Source organism: Xanthomonas sp. NCPPB 3583 (genome assembly GCF_041475715.2).
Lineage (GTDB): Bacteria > Pseudomonadota > Gammaproteobacteria > Xanthomonadales > Xanthomonadaceae > Xanthomonas > Xanthomonas euvesicatoria.
On sequence record NZ_CM191263.1, the window covers coordinates 4,661,906 to 4,683,058 of the forward strand.

Here is a 21,153-nt window from a genome sequence, read left to right on the forward strand (position 1 = left end):
CGCCGCCGGTGTGCCCGTGCAGACGGCACGCGATTGGATGAAGCGTTCTAGATCCCGCGCCCCGCCGGCTGCCGCCGTGCCGATTTCAGGCGCGCCAGTTGCGCTTCGTAGGCACGCGCGAACTCATCGCCGAACAGGCGACGGAAGCATTCGTCCGGGTCGCTGCGTAGCTGCTCGAAGTTGTCGCGGTAACGCTCCCAGTAACGCCCCTTGCCACCGAAACTCAGGCGCTTGCCGCCGGCGTCGGCTTCCTGCTCCAGGCGGTCCGGGCTGAAGTGGAACAGCATGGCGTCGAAGGCTGCGCGCATGCCGGCCAGCATCGCCATCTGATGGCAGCGGATATCGTCGAAGGCATCTTCGAACGCTGGCACGCCGGACAGAAACGACGCGCTTGGCGGTGCGAGCAACTTCTGCAGCGCATCTTCGGCGGTGGCGGCGAACTTGAGCGGATTGTTCTCCGAGCGCTGGATCACCGTGACCGGCAGCCGGAAGGTGTTCTTGATCTCCGCGCGTGCACGCAGCACGTCCATGACGCCGTCGACCACGATGGCGAAGATGCGATCCAGCTCCGGCGGCACCGTCGTTGCCGCCGATGCTGCGGCTGCAACCGGCGCCGCCGGCGACGTGAATGGCGAAACCACCGGCGCGGCCATGGGCGATACCGCAGGCAATGGCGCGGTTGGCGCAAAATCGCCAAGCGTCATGTCCCAGTTTTCCGGCAAGGTGGCACGCGCATCGGGACTGGCCGGCGGACGGAAATGGTCGTGGCGGGCGTTGCTCTGATTCCACGCGCTGGGGCTGGCATCGCGCGCCGGCGCAGGCAACGGGTCGAGCAGGCGCAACGGATCCAGCTCGCGGGGTGCGCCGCTCAGCAGCAGATCGTCCAACACTGCGTCCACCGCAGGCCGCGCCGCAGGCGGCGTGCCGAACTCCAGCAGATCGAAGCCCGCTGTGGCGGAGGGGGCACGCAGCGTCGACGGCGGTGGCGCAACCTGGGTGCGGTCGTCCATCGCATCTGGCAGCGGGTCGAATACCGGTGTTGCCGGCGATGCTGCGGCCAGCGATTGGACCTGCACCTGGATCTCGAAGCTGTCCAGCTGCAGGCGGTCGCCATCGCTGAGCGCGGACGGGTCCGCACGCGTCAGCGCAGTGCCGTTGAGCGACATGCCGTTGGTGCTGCGGTCTTCGATGAAATACATCCCGTTGAGGAAGCGCACCACCGCATGCGTGCGCGAGACACCGGGCGCGGCCAGGATCCAATCGCTTTCGTCGGAGCGGCCGATGCTGCCGCCGGTTCCGGCAAAGCGCTTCTGCGCGCTGGCGCCGAACTGCGCGGCCTGCGCGCCGCTGACGGTGAGAATCAACTGCGAACTGGACACGCCATGGACTCCTGCATACGGTGATCGGAAGGTGCGACTGGCATGGGTGTATGTCGGCAGAAAACGCTGCGTGCGTCATTGCCGGTGGAGTGCATGCGGCAAACGGACATCGCCTGCGCTGGAGCACAGTCGCAAAAGCTGATCGCCGTGCGCCCCCGCGCTGTCGGTTCGGCACCGAGGCTTCTTCTGGTGCTGCAGCTTGGCGTGTGTGCCGCATCCAACCATGCTTTGGAACACCAGCTGCGTCTCGCGCAGTTGGCGCCGATGCCGCGCCCACGATGTGCCGCGCGCGGATCGCCACTCCGACAATTAGTCAACTTCATGGCGCCCCCACACTGGTCAGCAACTCCATGGCATGCGCTGCATAGCCGCTGCGCCGCGCCTCCAGCTGCGCCGGCTCACGCGCGGCCAGCAAGGTGATGGCCGCGGCCACCGCGCGCGCCGTGAGATGGTCGGCCGGCGGCACCGGCGTGGTCTGTTGCGGCGGCGCCAGGCTGCCGCCGGACCAGGCCACTGCCGCAGCCAGCCACGCGCCCAGCGAGACATAATCGCCGGCATGCGCAAATGCCTGCGCGGCGCGACGATGCGCCTCGCTGGGCTCGCGCACCCACTTCTCGGCCAGTGCCGCGCCGGCGCGGTCTTCCTCGTCCAGGGTTTCGCCGCGCACGCATTGGCACAGCCAGGCCACCGCGTAGCGCTTGGGCAGCAGGCGCGCGAGCAGCTTGATGGCATCTTCGCCATGACCGCTGGCCAGCAGCGCGCTGACCGCCGCCTGCGGCGTGATCGGCGTACTAAGCTGTGCGCAGGCCGGCGCAGACAGCTGCATCTGCGCACAGGCCTGCGCCAGCGAGAGCGTGGGCGCGCTCATCCGATCATGATCAGGCCACCGCCGACCTGCACCAAGGCGTCGGCCTTGATGCTGACCAGCGGGCCCTTGAGCGTGGCCGAGGCACCGGCTTCGGCGCTGAGCATGCCGCCGGAGGTCAGTTTGAGCGTGGCATCGCCAGCCACCTCGGTGGCCGGCGATTTGGCCTGCAGCTGTGCATTGGCCAACAGCTTGATGGCCGTGGAGGTGATCTTGGCTTCCGAGCTGGCATCGACCAGGATCTTGATGCCGCTCAACACGATCTCGCCGTTGTGTTTCATCACCAGCCGCGCGCTGCCGGTCACCAATTCGATCTCTTCGCCGGCTTTCAGCAGCAGCTTCTTGCCGACCTCCACGCTGTCGTTGTTGTCGATCCGCGCACGACGGTCGTGCTTGACCGCCAGTACCCGATCGTTGTCGATGGTACTGGTGTGGTCGTGCTGCACCTCTTCGCGCAAATCGCGCTGCGCGCGCAGGTAGAGTTCTTCCGCGCCGGCCTTGTCGTCGAAACGCAACTCGTTGAAATCGGCAGCGCCGCCCAGCAGGCTGCGGCTGCGCACGCCGCTTTGGGTCTTGTTGTCGGGCAAGGAAAACGGCGGCGCATGGTCGCCGTTGTAGACGCTGCCCACGATCAACGGGCGGTCCGGGTCGCCTTCCAGAAAGCTCACCACCACTTCCTGCCCCACGCGCGGCAGGCTCATTGCGCCCCAGCCCTTGCCCGCCCACATCGAAGCCACACGCACCCAGCACGACGGCGCGGCATGCGGGCGTGCCGCAGTGGCCCAGTGAAAGGTCACCTGCACGCGGCCATGCGCATCCACCGCAATGTCCTCGTCGGTGTCGCCGGTCACCACCGCCGTCTGCAGGCCGGCAATGGTCGGCGTTGCGGTGCGTTGCAGGCTACGGAACGGCAGCCGGCTTTCCATCACCTGCACGCTGCTGGAAAACGGCGGCTCGCCGCTGCCGTGTTCGGGCGCGGCCAGCGTGGTGTGCGCCGACAGCACCAGATATTCCTGATTGAGTTCGGCGCGCGGAAACCCGCGCAAGTGAAACAAGGCACCGACCATCAGGCCGCAGGCATTGGTGGTGGCTGCATGGCTGGCGCGCTGCACGTTGTGCGCCTCGGTGCGCACCTGCATGTAGCGACGACCGTCGGCCTGCACGGTATGCGCGCCGGGGTAGTCGAAGGCAATCAGACCATCGACGGTGTGCAACTGTTCGCCGCCGGCATCGGCATCGGCGGCCAGCGATGCACGCGGCTGCAGCGGGTCGTAGTCGGTGCTGCCATGCTGGCTGGAATGCACGCCGCGCGCACTGCGCCAATGGCTCACCACCGAGCGCATCAGGCGCCGGTCGTCGGTTCCCGGCGGCACATAGGGCAGGCTGTCCACGCCGTTCTTCGTTGCATGCGCACCCAGTGCATCGGCCAGCACCAACGTATGCGCACTGCGGGTATGGGTGAAGTAGTAGTAGATGCCTTCGCGTTCCAGCAGCCGGCTGATGAAGCTGAAATCGTCCTCGCGGTATTGCACGCAGTAGGTGCGCTTGGCGTACTGCGCGCTCAACTGCTGCTGCACATCGCCGTAGCCGATCTCGCCCAGCACGCTGGTGACGATCTCCGGCACGCTCATGTCTTGATAGATGCGGCAATCGCGGCGCTGGGTCAGCAGCCAGGGTTTGGGCACCACCTGCAGTTCAAGCACGGCGTAATCGAGCGCATCGACCACGGCGTAGCCGTTGTGCGCGCAACTGGCCACCATGCCGTGATACCAGCGCTGTTCGCCCTCGCCATCGGCCAGTTGCACCGCCACTGGCGTGCCAAGCAGATCACGCAGGTTGGGCTGCAGTTCGGTGCACAACGCATCGATGCGGTAGTCGAACAGCTGCCCCAACGCTTCGCTGGCCTGCATGCGATGCAGCAGCAGGCGCTCGCCAAGGTCGGAGTGCAGCGTGATGGTGCGCGGCATCGAAGCATCCACAGGTGATGGGGCAACGCACGTTGCGCTGACCGACGGCGCCGTGTTGCGCCCGCGCGTGCAACGGCAGGCGGCTAAAGGCACGGCAACTGTCACGCGCATGCTCACATGCGTGCGTGCAGCAAAGCCGACATTTCGTCTCAGGCTGGCCCAGGCGTGCGCGCGGTCACGACCCAGCCGTGCACCGGCTGGCCGCGTTCGCTGCGCAGCACGTCCAATTCCAACGCGATCGGCTGCAAACCGGCGCCTCGCAATGCGGCGCGCACGTGCGCATGGCTGTGCCGATAGCGCCCGCTGGCATCGAGTTCGACCCGGTCGTCCGGCTCGTCCAGCGCTTCGACCGTGAAACCCAGCACGCCCCCTGGCGTGAGCGCGCCGGCAGCGGCAGCGAGCACCGGCTGCAGCGCGCCGAAGTACACCAAGGTGTCGGCCGAGCCAATCACATCCCACTGCGCGTGCTGCGCGTGCAGGTATGCGGTGAGTTCGGCGACCTCCAGCCGATCGTAGCCACCGCGTTGGCGTGCCTTGGCGACCATGCCAGGCGACAGGTCCACGCCCACCAGTTGATGTGCATACGGGCGCCACAGCGGCGCACACAGCCCGGTGCCGCAGCCGGCATCGAGCATGCGCAGGCCCGCATGCGGTGGCGCAAGGCAGGCCGCCAGTGCCTCGGTCAGCCGTTGCGGCGCGCGGTACTCCAGGTGATGCAGCAACTGTTCGTCGAAACTGTCGGCAAAGCCATCGAACAGTTCACGCACATAGGTATCGCCGGCACGCGGCGGCGGTTCGGCGCCGCCACAGGCCGCCAGCATATGCGTTGCCACCGGGTTGCCCGGCTCAAGCGCCAGCCAGTCGCGATACACCGTTTGCGCCTGCGCATGCTCGCCCAACAGGTAGAGCCCGGTACCCAGCGCCTCGCGGGCGTGCAGGTGGTCCGGTGCCAGCGTGCAGGCCTGCTGCAGGCACTGCACCGATTGCTGCAGATGCTCGGCGGCCTGCGCGTTGTTGCGCAGGAACAGGCCGAGCAGGTAATGCGCATGCGCGGACTGCGGATAGGTGTGCAACAGCGCCGCGTAGGTGACGAAGGCTTCTTCGCTGCGCCGCTGCGCTTCCAGCACCGCTGCCAGATTCGCCAGTGCATCAGCATGTGCAGGCGCCAGCGCCAGTGCGCGGCGATAGCAGTGTTCGGCATCGCGCAGGCGGCCGCATTCGCGGTGCACGTTGCCCAGGTTGTTGCAGGCATCCGGTTGCGCGGGCGCCAGCGTCAACGCCTGGGTGATGGAGGCCACTGCTGCGGCGCTGTTGCCGCGCTGATGCAACAGGATGCCCTGGTAATGCAGCGCGTCGGCATGCGCGGGCTGATCGTCCAGCAGCTGCGTGTACAGCTGCGCGGCATGTTCGAGTTGGCCACTGCGGTGCGCGGCGATCGCCTGCTGCAGTGGCTCGGTATGTGGCTGTGGCGCAGTTTGCATGAGCTTCTCCAAAAACACGGCAACCGGTGGTGCGGGTACGAATGTGAGCGCGCAGGGGCACGGCGTCATGTCTGCAACGAGCCGCCAACACCCCGACCGTGGTGCCGATGCGCCGGGGCGGCCACCGCCTGGCATCGCCGCGGGCGCCGGCAGGCTCGAGTACCGGCGCATGCGCGCCATGGGCAGACAACTGGCGGCGGCCTGCCACCGGCCACCAGCCGCCACGCAGTACTCACCCGATCAGCACGGTGAAGCAGCCCAGGGTGATCACCCCGCCATGCGCGGTGCTGTCGCCCAGTCGCGCGGCAGGCTGGCCTGCGATCAACACGGTCGGTGCGCCGGCCACGATGCTGTCCGGCGGGCCGACGCATACGGCCATGTCGCCCAGCCGCGCCGCCGGCAGGCCACCGATCAATACCGTTGGCGCGCCGGGGCTGACGATCGGCCCGCCCACATGCGGCACCACTCCGGTCACCATGGGGCAGACATGCAAATCGGTCAGGCGCGCGGCAGGTTGCATCGGCACGCTTCGGTCGTGGCCATGCACGGCACTATCCCGCCAGGCCGCAGCGGTCACCCGACAATTCGTCTCAGCGCTGCGCCACCGAGGTGGTGGTCTGTGCCTCGCTGGTATCCACCGGCGGCGTCGCCAACGCCAGGGTCTGGCGCGCCGCGCGCAGGGGCTGGTCTGCATTGCCGAAAATGCCGGTAAGAATCTGCAGGGCCTGCTGCGCGTGGTCGCGCGCCGCCACGGTCTGGCCCAGCCTGCGCTCGGCTTCGGACATGCCGCGCAGGATCTCGGCCGTTTGCGGATGCGCGCGGCCCAGCACACGCTCCGAGGCAGCAAGCGCGGCGCGCTGTTCGGCCAGCGATGCTTCCACCTGGCCGTCGTCCAGCAGCCAGAACGCATGGTTGCTGCGATAGGCGATGGTGGCCGGTGCATCGTTGCCGAAGGCCGCGCGTGCGCGCTCCAGCGTCCTGCGGTAGTACGGCCCGGCTTCGGCCAGCTTGCCCTGCTGGCGCAACGCGCCGGCCAGGTTGCCTTCGACCATCAAGGTGTCGGCGGCACTCTCGCCATACAACGCGCGTGCGACCTGCAGCAGCGGGACGAGTTCGGCTTCGGCACCGGCAAAGTCGCGCTGCATCAGCAGGAACACTGCCAGGCTGTTGCGCATCGACACCACCAATGGATGCTCGGGCCCGTGCATGGCCATGCGCTCGCGCAACAGGCTGCGCTGCAAGGCGATCGCCGGTACCAGCTGGCCGTTATCGGCCAGCATGGCGGCGTAGCTGTTGCCGGCGTCGATACGCTGGTCCGCGCTGCTGGAGGCATTGGCCAGCGCGGCGACATAGGCATGCCGGCTCTCTGCCAACGCATCGCGCATGCGGCCCTGTTCGCGCAGGGCCCACGCCAACCAGGCACGCAGCTCGTTGCCCATGGCCTGCTGTTGCGCATCGCCGCGTGCTGCCTGCGCAATGCCCTGGCGCAAGACGCGCTCGGCGTCGCCTGGTTTGCCGTCGCCAGTGAGCGCCTGGCCCAGCATGGACGTGGCCTTCAAGGCCGGCAGGCTGCCCGCACCGGCAGTCTGCTGCGCCAGGGTCTGTGCGATGCGCAGATGCTCCACGGCCTGCGCAAAATTGGCCAGCGCAATGAGCGTGCGGCCCAGCGTCAGTTCCACCTGGGTGCGCGCATCGGGCTGGTCGGCCAGTTCGCGCGCCGCACGCTGCGAGGCCTGCTGCAGCACGCGCAGCATCAGGGTCTTGTCCAGGTCGCGCGCCACGCCAGGGTCCACGCTGGACAACACCGAACTCATGAAATCGCCGGTGACCTGCGCACGTTGCGCATCGCGCGCGGCCTGCTGCAGCGACCACAGCGTGGCCCCCAGCCCGGCGACCACGGCAATCGCAGCGAGGCCGGCGGCGGCGACGCCGCTGCGATGGCGCTGGGTGAACTTGCGCAGCCGCAGCCAGCGGCTCGCCTGCAGGGCGCGCGGCGGGTAGCCGTCCAGCCAGCGATGCAGATCGTCCAGCAATGCGGACACCGATGCGTAGCGCGCGCCCGGCTGCGGCTCCAGCGCGCGCAATACGATCGCATCCAGCCCGTCGCGCAGGTGCTCGTGTAGTTTCTGGTAGGTGGTCGCGCGCGCCGCGCAGATGCGTGCACGCGCATCGGCCGGCACTGTTGCCAGCCGCTGCGACGGCGGCTGCGGCACCCCGTCGCGCCCGGCCACCGGCGCCAGCCCGCAACTCAATTCGTAGAACATCGCTCCCAAGGCATAGATATCGCTGCGTGCATCCACATCCGGCGCGCCGCGTGCCTGCTCCGGGCTCATGTAACCCGGCGTGCCGCGATCGTGCGCGTAGGTCATCCCCGGGTTGGTCGCATCGATGGCGATGCCGAAGTCGATCACCCCTGGCATCGGCCGCCCGTCGATCTCGCTGACCAGTACGTTGCTGGGTTTGAGGTCGCGATGGATCACGCCCTTCTGATGCGCGTGCTGGACCGCCTCGCTGACACGCAGCATCAGCAACACGCGCGCATGCAGCGACAGGCGGTGTTGGTCGCACCACCAGGTGATCGGCTCGCCGCGCAGGTATTCCATCACCAGGTACGGCTGGCCGTGGGCATCGGTGCCCACGTCGTGGATCTGCGCGATCGCCGGGTGCACCATCTGCGCCAGCAGCCGGCACTCGAATTCGAACAGTGCACGGCCCTGCGCATCCAGCGCATCGGCGGCCACCAGCTTGATCGCCACCTCGCGCTCGTACGCGCCATCGGCACGGTGGCCCAGATACACCTGGCCCATGCCGCCGGCGCCGATCAGGCGATCGATCGCCCAGGCACCGAAGCGCGTGCCGGCCGGCAGTTCCGGTAACGGCGCACGCAATGCGGCGGCGGCCTGTTTCAACGGCGCCCGCACGCGCAAGGTGGCCTGCGATTCCACTGCCAGCATCGCCAGCAATTGGTCGCGCACGCTGGCGTCGTCGCCGGCCTGCGCGCGCGCAAATGCCTCGCGCTCGGCGGCAGGCAACTGGCAGGCCTGATGAAACAAGGCTTCCAGACGTTGCCACGCGGTGGCGGCCAGGCTCACAGCTGCGCCGCCAGCCACACCCTGGCAAAGCGCAGATCGCGCTCCAGCGTCGGCACCGACACCTCCAGCTGTTCGGCGGCCTCGGCCACGCTGAAGCCCACCAGCTCGGTCAATGCGAATGCACGGGCCTTGCGCTCGTCCACCTGGGCCAGCTTGTCGAAGGCATCGGCCACCAGCGTCAATGCCTCCGGCCGTGCGGCGCCGTCGGACAGGCTGAGGGTCAGCGTCACCGCCTGCCCCAACCGCTTGGCGCTGGCCTGCTGGCGCGCCAGGTCCACCAACAGGTGGCGCATCTGCAGCGCAGCCACCGAATAGAAGTGCGCCCGCGAACGAAAACCCTGCTGGCCCTGTTCCAGCCGCATCCACGCCTCGTGCACCAGCTCGGTCGCCTGCAAGCCAGCGCGCCCGTCGCGACGCAGCTCGCGCATGGCGGTGGCGCGCAGCACGTCATAGACCTGACGCGCCAAGGCGTCGCCCGCGCCGGGTTCGTCGCGCTGCCAGGCCTGCAACAACTCGGTGATCGGCAGCTCGGACATCCAAGCCCATCTCGCCTGCGTGGACACGCAGTATCCCGCATTGGCACCGACGCGGAACACGCCGCCGATAATCAATCGGCCCCCGATCACCGTGCCCCGACAGCGCGGAGCAGCCCAGTCAGGTAGCGAGGGTGCCGCCGGCAGCCGGGTCCGCCTCAGGTACGCCCAGCCTGTCCCCGGCAGGGCGCGGTCCCAGGACGCGGCGGTCTCGGGTCGCGGCGGCTGCATGGGCAGGCATGGGCCTGGTGCCGGTCGTGCGCACCCCGCCGCCACGTCATCGGCAGCCAACGCGTCACCGCCACGTCATACGACGCCGCTAGCCTGCGCCCCTGCAATCGGCCGGAGGTCGGGGTGTCGGCACATCCAAAGCGCGCCTGGGCACGTTTGTTCACCGAACATGGCCCGGTGCTGCGTGGCTTCTTCGTGCGCCGCGGGGCGAACGAGGACGCCGAAGACCTGGTCCAGGAAACCTATCTGCGCCTGCTGCGTGCGCATCAGCAGCCGGGCCAGGCCATCGCCAACCCGGAAGCGTATCTGTACACGGTGGCGGTCAATCTGGCGCGCGAGCAGGCGGTGCGGCGCAAGCAGGCGCCGCTGCGTATCGAGGACATGGAACGGTTCGCGCAACGGCTGGTGGCCGGTGACGATGTCGAAGACAGCGCCCAGCGGCAACAGCGCCAGCAACGCCTGCAGACCGTGCTGGCGGGACTGCCCGAACGCGTGCGCGCGGTGCTGGTGATGCAGTACCGCGATGGCCTGAGCTACAAGCAGATCGCCGAACGCCTGGGTGTGTCTTCGCACATGGTCAAGAAATACGTGGTGCGTGGCCTGTCGGCCTGTCGACAGGCCTTGGCCGACGAGGGAGCGCAATGGTGGTGAGCGTCGCGTCGCTGGCGGCGCGCCGCCTGACCGAGGAAGCGGCGCACTGGCATGCGCTGCAACGCATGCAGCCGCTGGATGCCGACCAGCAGGCGCGCTTCATGGATTGGCTGACCGCCTCGCCGGCGCATGTGCGCGAATACCTGGCAGTGACGCAGGTGGCCGGTGCGCTCGGTGAGGCGTTGGATGCGATGGCGCTGGATGTCGACACGCTGCTGCAGGCCGACCGCCAACACGACACCGGGACGGCGCGCAACGTGATCGCACTGCCGTTGCCGCCACGGCGCACCGTCGCTGCGAGGGGAACCGCTCGCCCGCAGTCGGCGGCACGCCGGCCGCACTGGCATGTCGGTCTGGCCGCCATGCTCGGTCTGCTGACGGTGCTCGGCAGCTGGGCCTGGCCGCGCACCTCGACCTATGCGACGGCGCATGGCGAACAACGCCGCGTGCAACTGGCCGACCGCAGCGTGGTGTTCCTCAATGCGGACACGCGCATCCAGGCCACCATGACGCCGTGGTCGCGCCGCCTGCAGTTGCTGCAGGGCCAGGCCAGCTTCGCTGTCGCAGCGGACCGGCGCCCGCTGCAGGTCCGGGCGCTGGACCTGCGCGTGGAAGACATCGGCACCGCGTTCGACATTGCGCTGCATGGGCAGCAGGCACGCATCGACGTGTCTGCCGGTCGCGTGCATGTCTGGCGCGCCGACCGCCCGGCGCAGCCGATGCTGGCCAATCTTGGCGCAGGACAAAGCGCGCGCATCGACGAGGCCGGCCAGGTCGCATTGAGCAATGAAGATGTCGCCACCATGCATGCATGGCAGCAGCAGCGCATCGTGTTCCGCGACGAACCGTTGCGCAACGTGGCCGAAGACTTCAATCGCCTCAATCGCATCCAGCTGCACATCGACGATGCGCGCGCCGGCGCAATGCGCCTGACCGGCAATCTGCGTAGCGACGACCTCGCCGGCCTGCGCGCGTTTCTCGCACGGCAGCCCGGTCTGCGGCTCGAACAACACGCCGATGCGCTGCACATCGTCGGCGGTGCACCACCGGCGACCACCGACCGGTAGCGCACGCGGCCGACGCGACCGACCCGCTGGCGCTGACGTGCGCGCAGAAATCGCACGGCAGGCACCACGGCATTGCCCGACGTGTGCTTGCCATTGGCCGGCACGCCGCGGTGTCGCACGGCCATGCCTGTTCGCATCGGGTGTTTGCGCCGACGCATCTGCGCAGCGAATGGCTGGCATCCGGATCGGCGCATTCGATCTAGGCGCACGCGTTGCGCTGCATGGTGCCGCGTAACGCAACGATCGACGCGATCGGCGATCGGAGGGGCAACGTGCTTTTTCCCGCGCACCACCGCTCTGCGCGTAGCCACGGCACGCGCACGCCATCGCCCTTGCACGTGTCACAGAAAATTCATCGAAAAACGGTGCCCGACTCGGCTCGTCGCCCCTCGTAGAGGGGGTAGTCGCCGCAGCGATCCGCGTGGATCGGTGCGACGCCCCTCTCCCTCTGCCTGGAAGTGATGATGCGCTGCTGCCTGTTCCTGTCCGTTGCCCTCGCCCTGCATGCCGGCGCTGCCGGCGCCCAGACGCCACCCGTCGCAGTCGACGCCATTCCCGCACAACCGCTGGCGCGCGCGCTCAATACGCTGTCGCGCCAGACCGGCCTGCAGTTCGTCTATGCGGCCAGCGTCGGCGGCACGCAGCAGAGTCGCGGCACCACCGCCGGCGCCGCGCCCGAGCAGGCCTTGCAGCAACTGCTGCAAGGCACCGGATTGCGCTATCGCTATCTGACACCGACCACGGTGACCATCGAGCCGGCAGAGACGGTGAGCGATGCGCCCGCAGCAACGCTGCCTGCCGCGGCCACCACCCCGGCCGCCGCCGGTGCACCCGTGCGTGAACTGGACAGCATCCAGGTGCTGGGCAGCTATGCCGGCAGTCTCAGCGCCGCGCTGCGCGAGAAGCGCTATGCCGACAGCGTAGTCGACGTGATCGCCGCCGAAGACATCGGCAAGCTGCCGGCGCAGAACGTGGCCGAAGCCTTGCAGCGCGTGCCCGGTGTGTCGATCGTGCGCGACCGCGGCGAAGGTGTCTACGTGCGCGTGCGCGGCCTGGGCCCCAACTTCCAGGTGACCACGCTCAATGGCCAGACCATGGCGGTCAACGAGAACGTGCGCACTTCCGGCCAGACCGGCCGCCAGTTTCGCTACGACACCTTGCCGGCGGAACTGGTCTCCGGCCTGGACGTGATCAAGAGCCCCACCGCCGATCTGGACGAAGGCGCCATCGGCGGCATCGTCAACGTGCGCACCTTCCGCCCGCTGGAATTGGGCAAGACCTTGCTCAACACCTCGCTGGAATCCAGCCAGGCGCAACGCACGCATGCCAACGACCCGCGCGTGTCCGGCCTGTTCAACTGGGTCAATGCCGAGGGCACCTTCGGCATGCTGGTGTCCGGCGCGTATGCCCAGCGCAGCCTGCGCCAGGACCGCGTCAACGAAGTGAGCTGGGATTACTACCCCAACGGCGTGCCGGGTGCGCCGGGTGCGTCCTACCTGCCCACCGGCCTGCGCCCGACGCTGGAACTGGAACAGCGCGAGCGCACCGGCGTGGCCGCCTCGCTGCAATGGCGCCCCAGCGCCGCCTGGGAAACCAATCTGGACCTGCTGTATGCCAAGCAGACGGTGCATTACGACGAATACAGCCTGGGCGTGGGCTTCGACGGCGTTGCCAAGATGAGCAACCTGCAGGTGGACCACGGCGGCGTCACCGGCTTCGACTATCGCAATGGCCAGGTGCAGGTGTCGCGCGAAACCTCCGGCATCACCGACGACAACCGCAGCGCACGCCTGTCCAGCACCTGGAATGGCGATCTGTGGACACTCGGTGCGGTGGCCTTCCATTCGCAGGCACACAGCTACGACTCCGACCCGATTCGCCGCACGCGCCTGCGCAGCGGGACCAACCTGTCGATGCGGGTGGAGATGCCGCAGGCCGACGACGACAACGTGCCCAACTGGAGCTTCACCAATGGCTTCGATCCGACCAATCCGGCCAGCGTCAGCGGACGACGGCTGGAATGGCGCGAGATCGATGCGCGCGACAAGGAAGACGCACTGCAGCTGGACGCCAAGCGCACGCTCGGCGATGGCTGGCTGCGCGACATCAAGTTCGGCGCCAAGTACCGCGAGCGCTCGCGCACCTACGACCGTGCCGACCTGCTGCTCAACCGCATCGCCGGCGTGCGCTTTCCGGGCAGCTATTTTACCGCGCTGCCGGTGAGCGACATGCTGGTCGACGGCAAGGGCCAGCTGCCACGGCAATGGCTGGCGCCGATCGAGGCGCCGTTCTGGGGCGACTGGCCCACCGCCGCCGACCTCAGCGGCACGCCCAATAGTGCCGACCTGCAAAACTCCTACGAAGTGCGCGAGAAGATTGGCTCGGCGTATGCGATGACCGACTTCGGCGGCGCGCTGGCCGGGCGCGACCTGCGCGGCAATCTCGGCGTACGCCTGGTGCGTACCGAGCAAACCACCGACGGCCATGCCGATCTCGACGGTGCCGCCCAGCCGGTGCATTTCGAGCGCAGCTATACCAATGCGTTGCCCTCGTTCAACGCCGCCTGGGACGTGCGCGAGGACATGGTGCTGCGGACCTCCGCAGCCAAGGTGATCACCCGCCCGGATCTCACCGACCTCTCGTCCAAGCTCACCTTCAACTCCAGCGGCGAAGTACTGACCGCCAGCGGCGGCAACCCGGCGCTACGGCCGTTCGAGGCCTGGCAGTACGACCTGACCTTCGAGTGGTACATCGACGGCACCTCGGCACTGACCGGCGGTGTGTTCTACAAGGACATCTCCAGTTTCATCCAGACCCAGCTGTCCTACCTGGATTACCAGGGCCAGACCTACCTGCTCTCGTCCAAGACCAACGGCAGCCAGGCCAGCGTCAAGGGCGTGGAGCTGGCCTACCAGCAGGTGTTCACCGGCCTGCCGGCGCCGCTGGACGGCTTGGGCATGCAGCTCAACTACACCTTCACCGACAGCCAGGCGACCTACCGCGACGGCACGCGCCGCTTCACCGACAGCCTGGAAGGCGTGGCCAGGAACACCTACAACGCCGTGCTGTTCTACGAGAAGGGCCCGCTGATGGCGCGCGCCAGCTACAGCTGGAGCGACAACATCGTCAACGCGGTGGGCACGGCCAATGTCGCCACGCTCAACAGCGATGCCTTCGGCAGCCTGGATGCGAACGTGGCATGGAAGGTCAACGACACCCTGTCGGTGTTCGTCAACGCCATCAATCTCACCGGCCAGGTGCAGCGGCAATACGTCGGCGATCACCTGTTCGGCGGCTACACCGATTACGGCCGGACCTGGTCGCTGGGTCTGCGCGCGCGGTTCTAAGCGCGCCTGCACGCTTCGCTGGCGGTCGTCGCGTTCGCGCGCGGCCGTCACTGTGCTGCGCCGTTCTTTTCGCCCCACCGTTTCATTCGCACTGGATTTGCCGATGCTTCTGCGTTTTTGCCGCCGCGCCACCGCCCTGCTCGGACTCGCGCTCGTACCGCTCTGCCCCGCACACGCCACCGCCGCCGCGCCCGACACGCTGGAAAAGGTGGTGATCCTCAAACGCCATGGCGTGCGTGCGGCGATGTCGAGCCCCGAACAGCTGGGCCGCTATTCGCTGCATCCGTGGCCGCATTTTGCCGTGCCGGCCGGTCATCTCACCGCCAACGGCGCGCAGCTGGAGCGCCTGTTCGGCGACTACTACCGCGCGCGCTACACCACCCTGGGCCTGTTGACCGGCGATGGCTGCGGCCAGGCCTATTACTGGGCCAACCGCACCCAACGCACCATCGCCTCGGCGCAAGCGCTGGCCAGCACGTTGACGCCTGGCTGCGCCAACCCCGTCCATCACGTGCCGACCGGCACTTCCGATGTGCTGTTCGATGGCACCGCTGCGCTGCGTCAGCCCGAAGCGCGTGCGCGCATGCAGGCCGCCATCGCCGGCCGCATCGGCGGCGACGCCCACGCCTGGAACGCCGCACAGGCCGATGCGATCGACACGCTCGAACTTCTGCTGCTGCAATGCGCGCAACGTCCCTGCCCGCCGCAGGCTGCGCCCGGCAAGCTGCGGCTGACCACGGTGCCGGCCGGGCTGGATGATGCCGGCCCGTCGATTCCCGGTATCGATGGCCCGGCTACCGCCGCTTCAGGCATCACCGAAAGCCTGCTGATGGGCTGGGCCGATGGACAGGACTTCGCTGCGCTGGGCTGGCAAGGCCTGGACGAAACCACGCTGTTGCGCGTGTTCGCCCCGCACCAGGCCGAATTCGCCCTGCGTCTGCGCACGCCCACCGTCGCCCGCCTGGCCAGCACGCCACTAGCCGCACGCCTGCTGGCAACCCTGCAGCAAGGTAGCGATGCACACGCCGCGGCCGACGCCATCGGCGGCGATGCGCGTCTGGTGGTGGTGTCCGGCCACGACGGCACCCTGACCCTGCTGGCCGGCATGTTCGATCTGCATTGGCAGTTGCCCGGTTACCAACCGGACCAGACCGTGCCCGGTGGCGCGCTGGTGTTCGAGCGCTGGCGGCGTGCCGACGGTGAGCGCGTCATCCGCCTGCGCTACACCGCGCAGAGCCTGACGCAGCTGCGCGAACGCGTGCCATTGACGCTGCAGGCACCGCCGCCGAGCGCGGCCATCTTCATTCCCGGCTGCAGCGCTGCTACGCCGGCGTACGACTGCCCATTGCCGCAGTTCGCCCGCATCGTCCAGGCCGCACTCGACCCGCTCGCCATGGACCACTGATCCCCTCCACGCGGCGCGCTGGGCCCAACGCGTCGCGTCCATCCGCTGTTACCCAACCGCACGAGGTCATCATGCTTCAGCATCTGCGTTCTCTGCTCAGCGTCGGAATCGGTGTGACCCTGGCCTGCGCCGGTGTCGCCCACGCCCAATCCAGCGTCGGCGTCCTCGACGTGCTCACCTACAACGTCGCTGGCCTGCCGGAGGGCATCTCCAGCAGCAACCCCGCCACCAATACGCCGCTGCTGGCACCGAAACTGGCGCCGTATGCGCTGGTTCACGTGCAGGAAGACTTCAACTACCACGCGGCGCTCTACGCCGGCGACAACCATCCCTACCGCACGCCCACCAGTGGCGGCGCCGCCATCGGCGATGGCCTCAACACGCTGAGCAACTATCCCTTCAACGACTTCACCCGGGTCACATGGGACAAGTGCAACGGCACCGACTGCCTCACGCCGAAGGGCTTCAGCTACATGCAGCTGCGGCTGGACAACGGCGTGCTGCTGGACGTTTACAACGCCCATCCAAATGCCGGTACCGAAACTGCCGACCTGGCCGCCCGCCGCGCCAACATCAGCCAGTTGTCGCAATTCATCGGCACCTGGTCGGCCGGCAACGCGGTGTTGGTGATGATGGACTCCAACACCCGCTACACCCGCAGCGAAGACAACATCCGCGAGCTGATCGCCAGCAACAACCTGATCGATCCGTGGGTGGAACTGATCAAGGGCACCGCCCCGGCCGCCGGCGCCGCGCCGCTGCTGTGCGGCACGCCGCCGACCAACACCTGCGAGGTGGTGGACAAGATCCTGTACCGCGCCGCGCCGCAGCTGACCCTGGCCGCCAATCGCTACCAGCTCGACCCAGGCAACTTCTACGACAGCGCCGGCAAGCCGCTGTCGGATCACTATCCGCTGTACACGCAGTTCGGCTGGGCGGTGGGCACCGACGTGCGCACCAGCGACAGCTTCGGCGGACCGCATGGCGTACCGTTCAACGACGTGGCCGGCGGCGCGCACCAGCGCCAGCTGCGCAGTGTCACCCTGCGCGGTGCCGAACGCCTGGATGCAGTGGCCGCCAGCCTGGACAACGGCGCCACGCTCGCTCACGGCGGCAGCGGCGGCACCGCCACCACCCTGGCCCTGCGCAGCGGCGAAACGCTGACCGCGGCCACCGTCACGCTCGGTCAGTACAACGGCCGCACCCGGCTGTTCTCGCTCAGCCTGACCACCAACCAGGGCCGCAGCATCGCCGCCGGCACCCCGACCAGCGAGCGCTACACCCTCACTGCTCCCACCGGCTGGCATATCGCCGGCTTCACCGGCCGCGCCGGCGATGCCATCGACAAGCTTGGGGTGATTTACCGGAAGAATTGAGCGAACGGTTGTACCGCTGCAACGGAGCGGCGTCGGTCTGGCGCCGCTTTTCTTGTCTGCGGCAATCACGACGAGGCTTCGGCCGGCATCCTCGCAGCGCGCGATGGCGTACTTCTGCAACGCTCCGCAATTGCGTACCGCCTAAAATCCCGTACTCCATGCGTGCACGGGCTTTCAACTTCGTGCAGTTCCGGCGCCACTTCCAAGATCAAACAGCACCGCAGATGCCGGCGCTTTCGGGACAGATCCGCGCTGACGCTCGGCAGTAGTTGCGCGGCAAGGTAACGGGTTTCAGCCGGTTGCGAAGATCGAGAATGGTGGTTCTGTCTGCAGCGGGCTCCAGGTCATCTCGCTAGGCAAGACGCTCTAGTGCGATCAGCCGCAGCGTTGCGGCGATGGACGATCGGGAACGGCATGACTGCGTATTGGCAAGAATCCAACGATGAACTCGATTGTCCATCCTTCGCGGGCTGAAGTGGCGATACTGTTATGAGTACCAGCGCGCGCGGCTGCAAGCGCCCACTCTCTTGCACATCACGTTGATCAACCACGAGCGACGCTCCGTGCGACGCCGCGCGCAAGGGCTTCCCTGCGTGCAGCAAGGCAAGCCATCTCCCATTCAACGCTTGGCCGCCTCGCAGAGCTTGCGATTGAACCAAGTGGACTTGGCGATGGGCAGGTACGCATCCCAGTCGCTTGGCGGTAGCATCGTGCTGTCCTTGTCCATCTCCGCCTGGAACGAGGCCTCGTCGCGGCTGCGACCGGCCATGGTCTGATCAAGCGCCTTCAGGCACTCCTGCGGACGGTTCAGGCGCAGCAGGGTGAGCGCGCGGTCGTTGGCGAAGCGGTCGCGATCGAGCCAGTTGAAAAACTCGCCGCACTCGCCCGCGAACGCCTGCATGCCGGCGAGTGCTTCGGCATAGCGCTTGCCGCGATAGTCGCGCAGGTACGCCTCACGTCGTCGGCTGCTGGCCGCGGAGGTGCAGCCGGCAGGCAACTTCAGATAGTCGCCTTCGAAGCTGGCGCGCATGCCGCAGTAGTCGCGGCAACTGTCTTGCGTCAGTGCGGCGATGCTGAAGCCACCGGCCACCGGCTTGAACGCGAGCTTGCAAGGCGTGTCGCTGGCATCGCGCACTTCCGCCTTGTCGCCTTGCAGCGTGCCCTCCAGCGAACAGGTGTGGCCGTTGGCGCCCACGGCGAGAATCTCGAAGTGGCGCGCCCCACCCTTGTCGCTGACCTGCAGGCTGCCCCAACCTTGCTTGGTGCCGTATTCGCCGGGCGTCGGGCCAGCCGCCACCGCGCCGAACGCCACCAGCCACACCAGCATCCCGCTCCATCCATATCGCCGTGCCATTGCTTCGTCCTGTGTTCGGTTAAGCGGCAAGTGTGCGGCATCGCGGCTACGCCAGGCCACTCAGGTGTAGGCCATCAAGCCCAGCAAATCCAGCGCGCCATGCGCCAGGATCGCCGGCCACAGCCGCCCGCGTCGGGCCACCCACCAGCCCAGGATCAGCCCGAACATCAAGATATTGATGGCACCAATCGGACCCTGATACAGGTGATACGAGGCGCGGACCGCCACGCTGACATTCACCGCAACTGCAGGGCCATAGCGCGGCTCCAGCGCGCGGATCACGTAACCGCACACCAATACTTCCTCGAAGATCGGATTGATCAGCGAGATCGCCAGCACAGCCGCGATCGATAGCCGCCCGGCGACCATCGCATCGAATGGATTCGTGTTGCTCCCCGAGCTCCAGTTCAACAGCGTCAGTGGATAGGTGAGCAACAGACACACCGCCAGCAAGCCGAGTCCCGCCGCCAAGTCGCGTAGTTGCCACTGCAGCCCCAGCGACTGCGGCCTCCATCCGCGGAACCACAGCACTGGCAGCAAGATCGCCAGAACGAGCAGTTCGTAGACCACCATGCCCCACAGGCTAGCGTCGGAGAAGACCGGCTCTATGGCATCGCGCGCCACCGCCGAAAGGCTGGACCAGATCAGCAGACCGAAGGCGATCGTCACCACGATCAGCAACTCGCACCATTTGGAAAAAGCCCCTTCACGTCCTTGCATCGATCTTCCTTGCCGTGCCTTGATTGCAGATGCGCGACTTGAACACCCTTGCTAGCGACAGGCCTGCACGACCGCTCGCTCAAGAGCATGCATGAAATCCGGATCGCCACGCATCGTAGTATCGGCGCGGGCGCTGTCGCGCACATGGGTGGCGCGCATACACGCCTCCGGGCTCGGCTGGCGCTCGTAGCTGATCAGGCGTAAGCCCAGGTTTGACTCCTGGCCCGTGGCAGACACCGTGTTCGGGCCAGCCTGCGTCGCCGCAACCGTTGCGGTCGGAGCCGGCCCGGCTTGCTTGTTCCAACGCTTCTGCTCGGCGCCGTCGGCGCACGGCGTGGACTGGTAAACGGTCCCCAGCTTTGCATCGCTGCACTTGTAGGCCGACTGCGCCGCTGCCGGTAACGACAACACGCACATCACCACCGCAAGACTTATTTTCATTTACGCCCCCCAAACGGCATAGCTTACCGATAGCGGAGAACGAAGGTTGTCTCTTGGAGCACGCGTTCTCTTCTTCAGTGACGAAGATGGATAAAGCGCGCCTGGCGGCTTGTTAGAGACCGGCTTGGACCGGCTTGGACCGCCATGAACCCGGCACATTGCCGATGACAGCGCCAAGCAGACGCACAGTGCTCGCTGACCGATGTCGCATGCAGCCCTTTTTTTTTGCGCCGGACACAACTCTGGCCGGCGATGGAAGTGCAAAGAACTGCAGTTTCCGCCGACGCGCAAGCACAGCGGCCATAGACGCATCTTTTTGCGGGCATTCAGCGGCTCGTCGGCATCTCAAGTCGCTGTTGTCGACCGATAGGTTAGCCTGGCCCGGTTACCCCGGCTTTGTGATACCAGTTACCTATTTTGCACTTTCGTTCGTTCCGGCACATTGCTGACAAATGGTTTTCAGAACGTCACAATGATTGGACAGTGATCTGATATGTCGTCGAGCGGGTTGATGCTTTTAGAAAAGTTGGCCACTGCGGGAGCAATATTAAGCACTTCAACATTGGTCGCAACATTGCTTCCGGAGATTGCATAATCGTACGTCTTGGAAACTCCAATCTCAGCGTTATGCGTGTCTCCATTAAAAGCAACATTGAAATAATTAAGATCGGAACCACTCTCTTGCATGGCGAGGATGAGACCTGCGGGCTCACAATTCAGATCTCCCATTAACACAAACGAGCCGTTGTGCAGCTGATGCAGTGCCTCGGCTACCCACCCAACTAAAAAGGCCGCCTTCCCGCTAGCATTGGCATGGTAAACATACAAACTTATCCCGTTCAAAGCCCCCAGACACGCAACATGACGCTTGCTTTGCTTCGTGAATTCACCTCCGCCTTTTTTCCAAGGCGAAGTTCCGAAAACGTCCCTGAAGCTTGGAGGATTAAAGCGCATCAATACACTTTCATCGAGGTCATCATCGATAGCTGCATAGCCAAGCTGAGCCTTGGTCCCCTTTGCGGTCCGCTTAGCAGTGACTACTTGCTTGTTGATGGCCACACCTCCAAGCTCAAGGTCGCTTGTAACTTCACATAGGACAGCAAATTCTGCGTTGTGCAGATGGAAAGCCTCAGCGACAACTTGCTCCATTATTTTTTGCTTGCTGCCTGGCGTTCCAGCACCAAGCCGCTGGACATTCCAGAATAGGATCCTCATTGCAGGCACCCTGTCTTTAAAAAATTCGA

At 66.7% G+C, this 21,153-nt stretch carries 16 protein-coding genes; 5 read left to right on the top strand and 11 right to left on the bottom strand.

Annotation, left to right across the window (positions count from 1 at the left end; genetic code table 11):
- Positions 1-47 precede the first annotated feature (47 nt).
- The 7 genes from tagH to ecfK form a co-directional block, all read right to left on the bottom strand.
- The gene (tagH, locus tag ACCQ07_RS20040) at positions 48-1,379 is read right to left on the bottom strand and encodes a type VI secretion system-associated FHA domain protein TagH (RefSeq protein WP_277570873.1); all 1,332 of its coding nucleotides are present in this window, start codon (positions 1,377-1,379) and stop codon (positions 48-50) included.
- 319 nt (positions 1,380-1,698) lie between these two features.
- Positions 1,699-2,247 carry a DUF6931 family protein gene (locus ACCQ07_RS20045; RefSeq protein WP_008573306.1) on the bottom strand — a complete coding sequence of 183 codons (549 nt, stop codon included), beginning with the start codon at positions 2,245-2,247 and terminating at the stop codon, positions 1,699-1,701.
- Positions 2,244-4,211 (bottom strand): type VI secretion system Vgr family protein, encoded by a 1,968-nt coding sequence (locus ACCQ07_RS20050; RefSeq protein ID WP_046935129.1) that lies wholly within the window; start codon positions 4,209-4,211, stop codon positions 2,244-2,246. Before ACCQ07_RS20050 ends, ACCQ07_RS20045 begins: the two co-directional genes overlap by 4 nt.
- A 149-nt stretch (positions 4,212-4,360) precedes the next feature.
- On the bottom strand, positions 4,361-5,692 hold the full coding sequence (locus ACCQ07_RS20055; RefSeq protein WP_372363599.1) for a tetratricopeptide repeat protein: 1,332 nt from the start codon (positions 5,690-5,692) through the stop codon (positions 4,361-4,363).
- Positions 5,693-5,924: 232 nt separating this feature from the next.
- A complete protein-coding gene (locus tag ACCQ07_RS20060; RefSeq protein WP_014091406.1) occupies positions 5,925-6,239 on the bottom strand; it encodes a PAAR domain-containing protein in 315 nt (104 codons plus the stop codon).
- Positions 6,240-6,282: 43 nt separating this feature from the next.
- A complete protein-coding gene (locus tag ACCQ07_RS20065; protein WP_008573299.1) occupies positions 6,283-8,802 on the bottom strand; it encodes a serine/threonine-protein kinase in 2,520 nt (839 codons plus the stop codon).
- Positions 8,781-9,320, bottom strand: a complete 540-nt coding sequence (gene ecfK, locus ACCQ07_RS20070; RefSeq protein WP_014091408.1) for an ECF-type sigma factor EcfK — start codon at positions 9,318-9,320, stop codon at positions 8,781-8,783. Before ecfK ends, ACCQ07_RS20065 begins: the two co-directional genes overlap by 22 nt.
- 351 nt (positions 9,321-9,671) lie before the next feature.
- Between ecfK and ACCQ07_RS20075 the strand changes: the two genes are divergently transcribed.
- The 5 genes from ACCQ07_RS20075 (at position 9,672) to ACCQ07_RS20095 (ending at position 17,394) form a co-directional block, all read left to right on the top strand.
- Entirely contained in the window at positions 9,672-10,199 is a 528-nt protein-coding gene (locus tag ACCQ07_RS20075; RefSeq protein WP_011349002.1) for an RNA polymerase sigma factor, read from the top strand.
- The gene (locus ACCQ07_RS20080) at positions 10,190-11,266 is read left to right on the top strand and encodes a FecR family protein (RefSeq protein ID WP_136732974.1); all 1,077 of its coding nucleotides are present in this window, start codon (positions 10,190-10,192) and stop codon (positions 11,264-11,266) included. The genes ACCQ07_RS20075 and ACCQ07_RS20080 overlap by 10 nt, the downstream gene beginning before the upstream one ends.
- Positions 11,267-11,727: 461 nt before the next feature.
- Entirely contained in the window at positions 11,728-14,613 is a 2,886-nt protein-coding gene (locus tag ACCQ07_RS20085; protein WP_372363600.1) for a TonB-dependent receptor, read from the top strand.
- 103 nt (positions 14,614-14,716) lie between these two features.
- Positions 14,717-16,018 (top strand): histidine-type phosphatase, encoded by a 1,302-nt coding sequence (locus ACCQ07_RS20090; RefSeq protein ID WP_372363601.1) that lies wholly within the window; start codon positions 14,717-14,719, stop codon positions 16,016-16,018.
- A 71-nt stretch (positions 16,019-16,089) separates the two neighbouring features.
- Complete coding sequence (locus tag ACCQ07_RS20095; protein ID WP_008573286.1) at positions 16,090-17,394, top strand: jacalin-like lectin; 1,305 nt, start codon at positions 16,090-16,092, stop codon at positions 17,392-17,394.
- Positions 17,395-18,013: 619 nt separating this feature from the next.
- Here ACCQ07_RS20095 and ACCQ07_RS20100 read toward each other — a convergent pair.
- The 4 genes from ACCQ07_RS20100 to ACCQ07_RS20115 form a co-directional block, all read right to left on the bottom strand.
- Complete coding sequence (locus tag ACCQ07_RS20100) at positions 18,014-18,748, bottom strand: hypothetical protein (protein WP_014091413.1); 735 nt, start codon at positions 18,746-18,748, stop codon at positions 18,014-18,016.
- Positions 18,749-18,808: 60 nt separating this feature from the next.
- Positions 18,809-19,468: a CPBP family intramembrane glutamic endopeptidase gene (locus ACCQ07_RS20105; RefSeq protein WP_338338595.1), complete on the bottom strand. Its 660-nt coding sequence runs from the start codon at positions 19,466-19,468 to the stop codon at positions 18,809-18,811.
- Between the two features lie 51 nt (positions 19,469-19,519).
- Positions 19,520-19,909 (bottom strand): DUF4124 domain-containing protein, encoded by a 390-nt coding sequence (locus ACCQ07_RS20110; protein ID WP_372363602.1) that lies wholly within the window; start codon positions 19,907-19,909, stop codon positions 19,520-19,522.
- Between the two features lie 459 nt (positions 19,910-20,368).
- On the bottom strand, positions 20,369-21,124 hold the full coding sequence (locus ACCQ07_RS20115; RefSeq protein ID WP_372363603.1) for a hypothetical protein: 756 nt from the start codon (positions 21,122-21,124) through the stop codon (positions 20,369-20,371).
- Positions 21,125-21,153 lie beyond the last annotated feature (29 nt).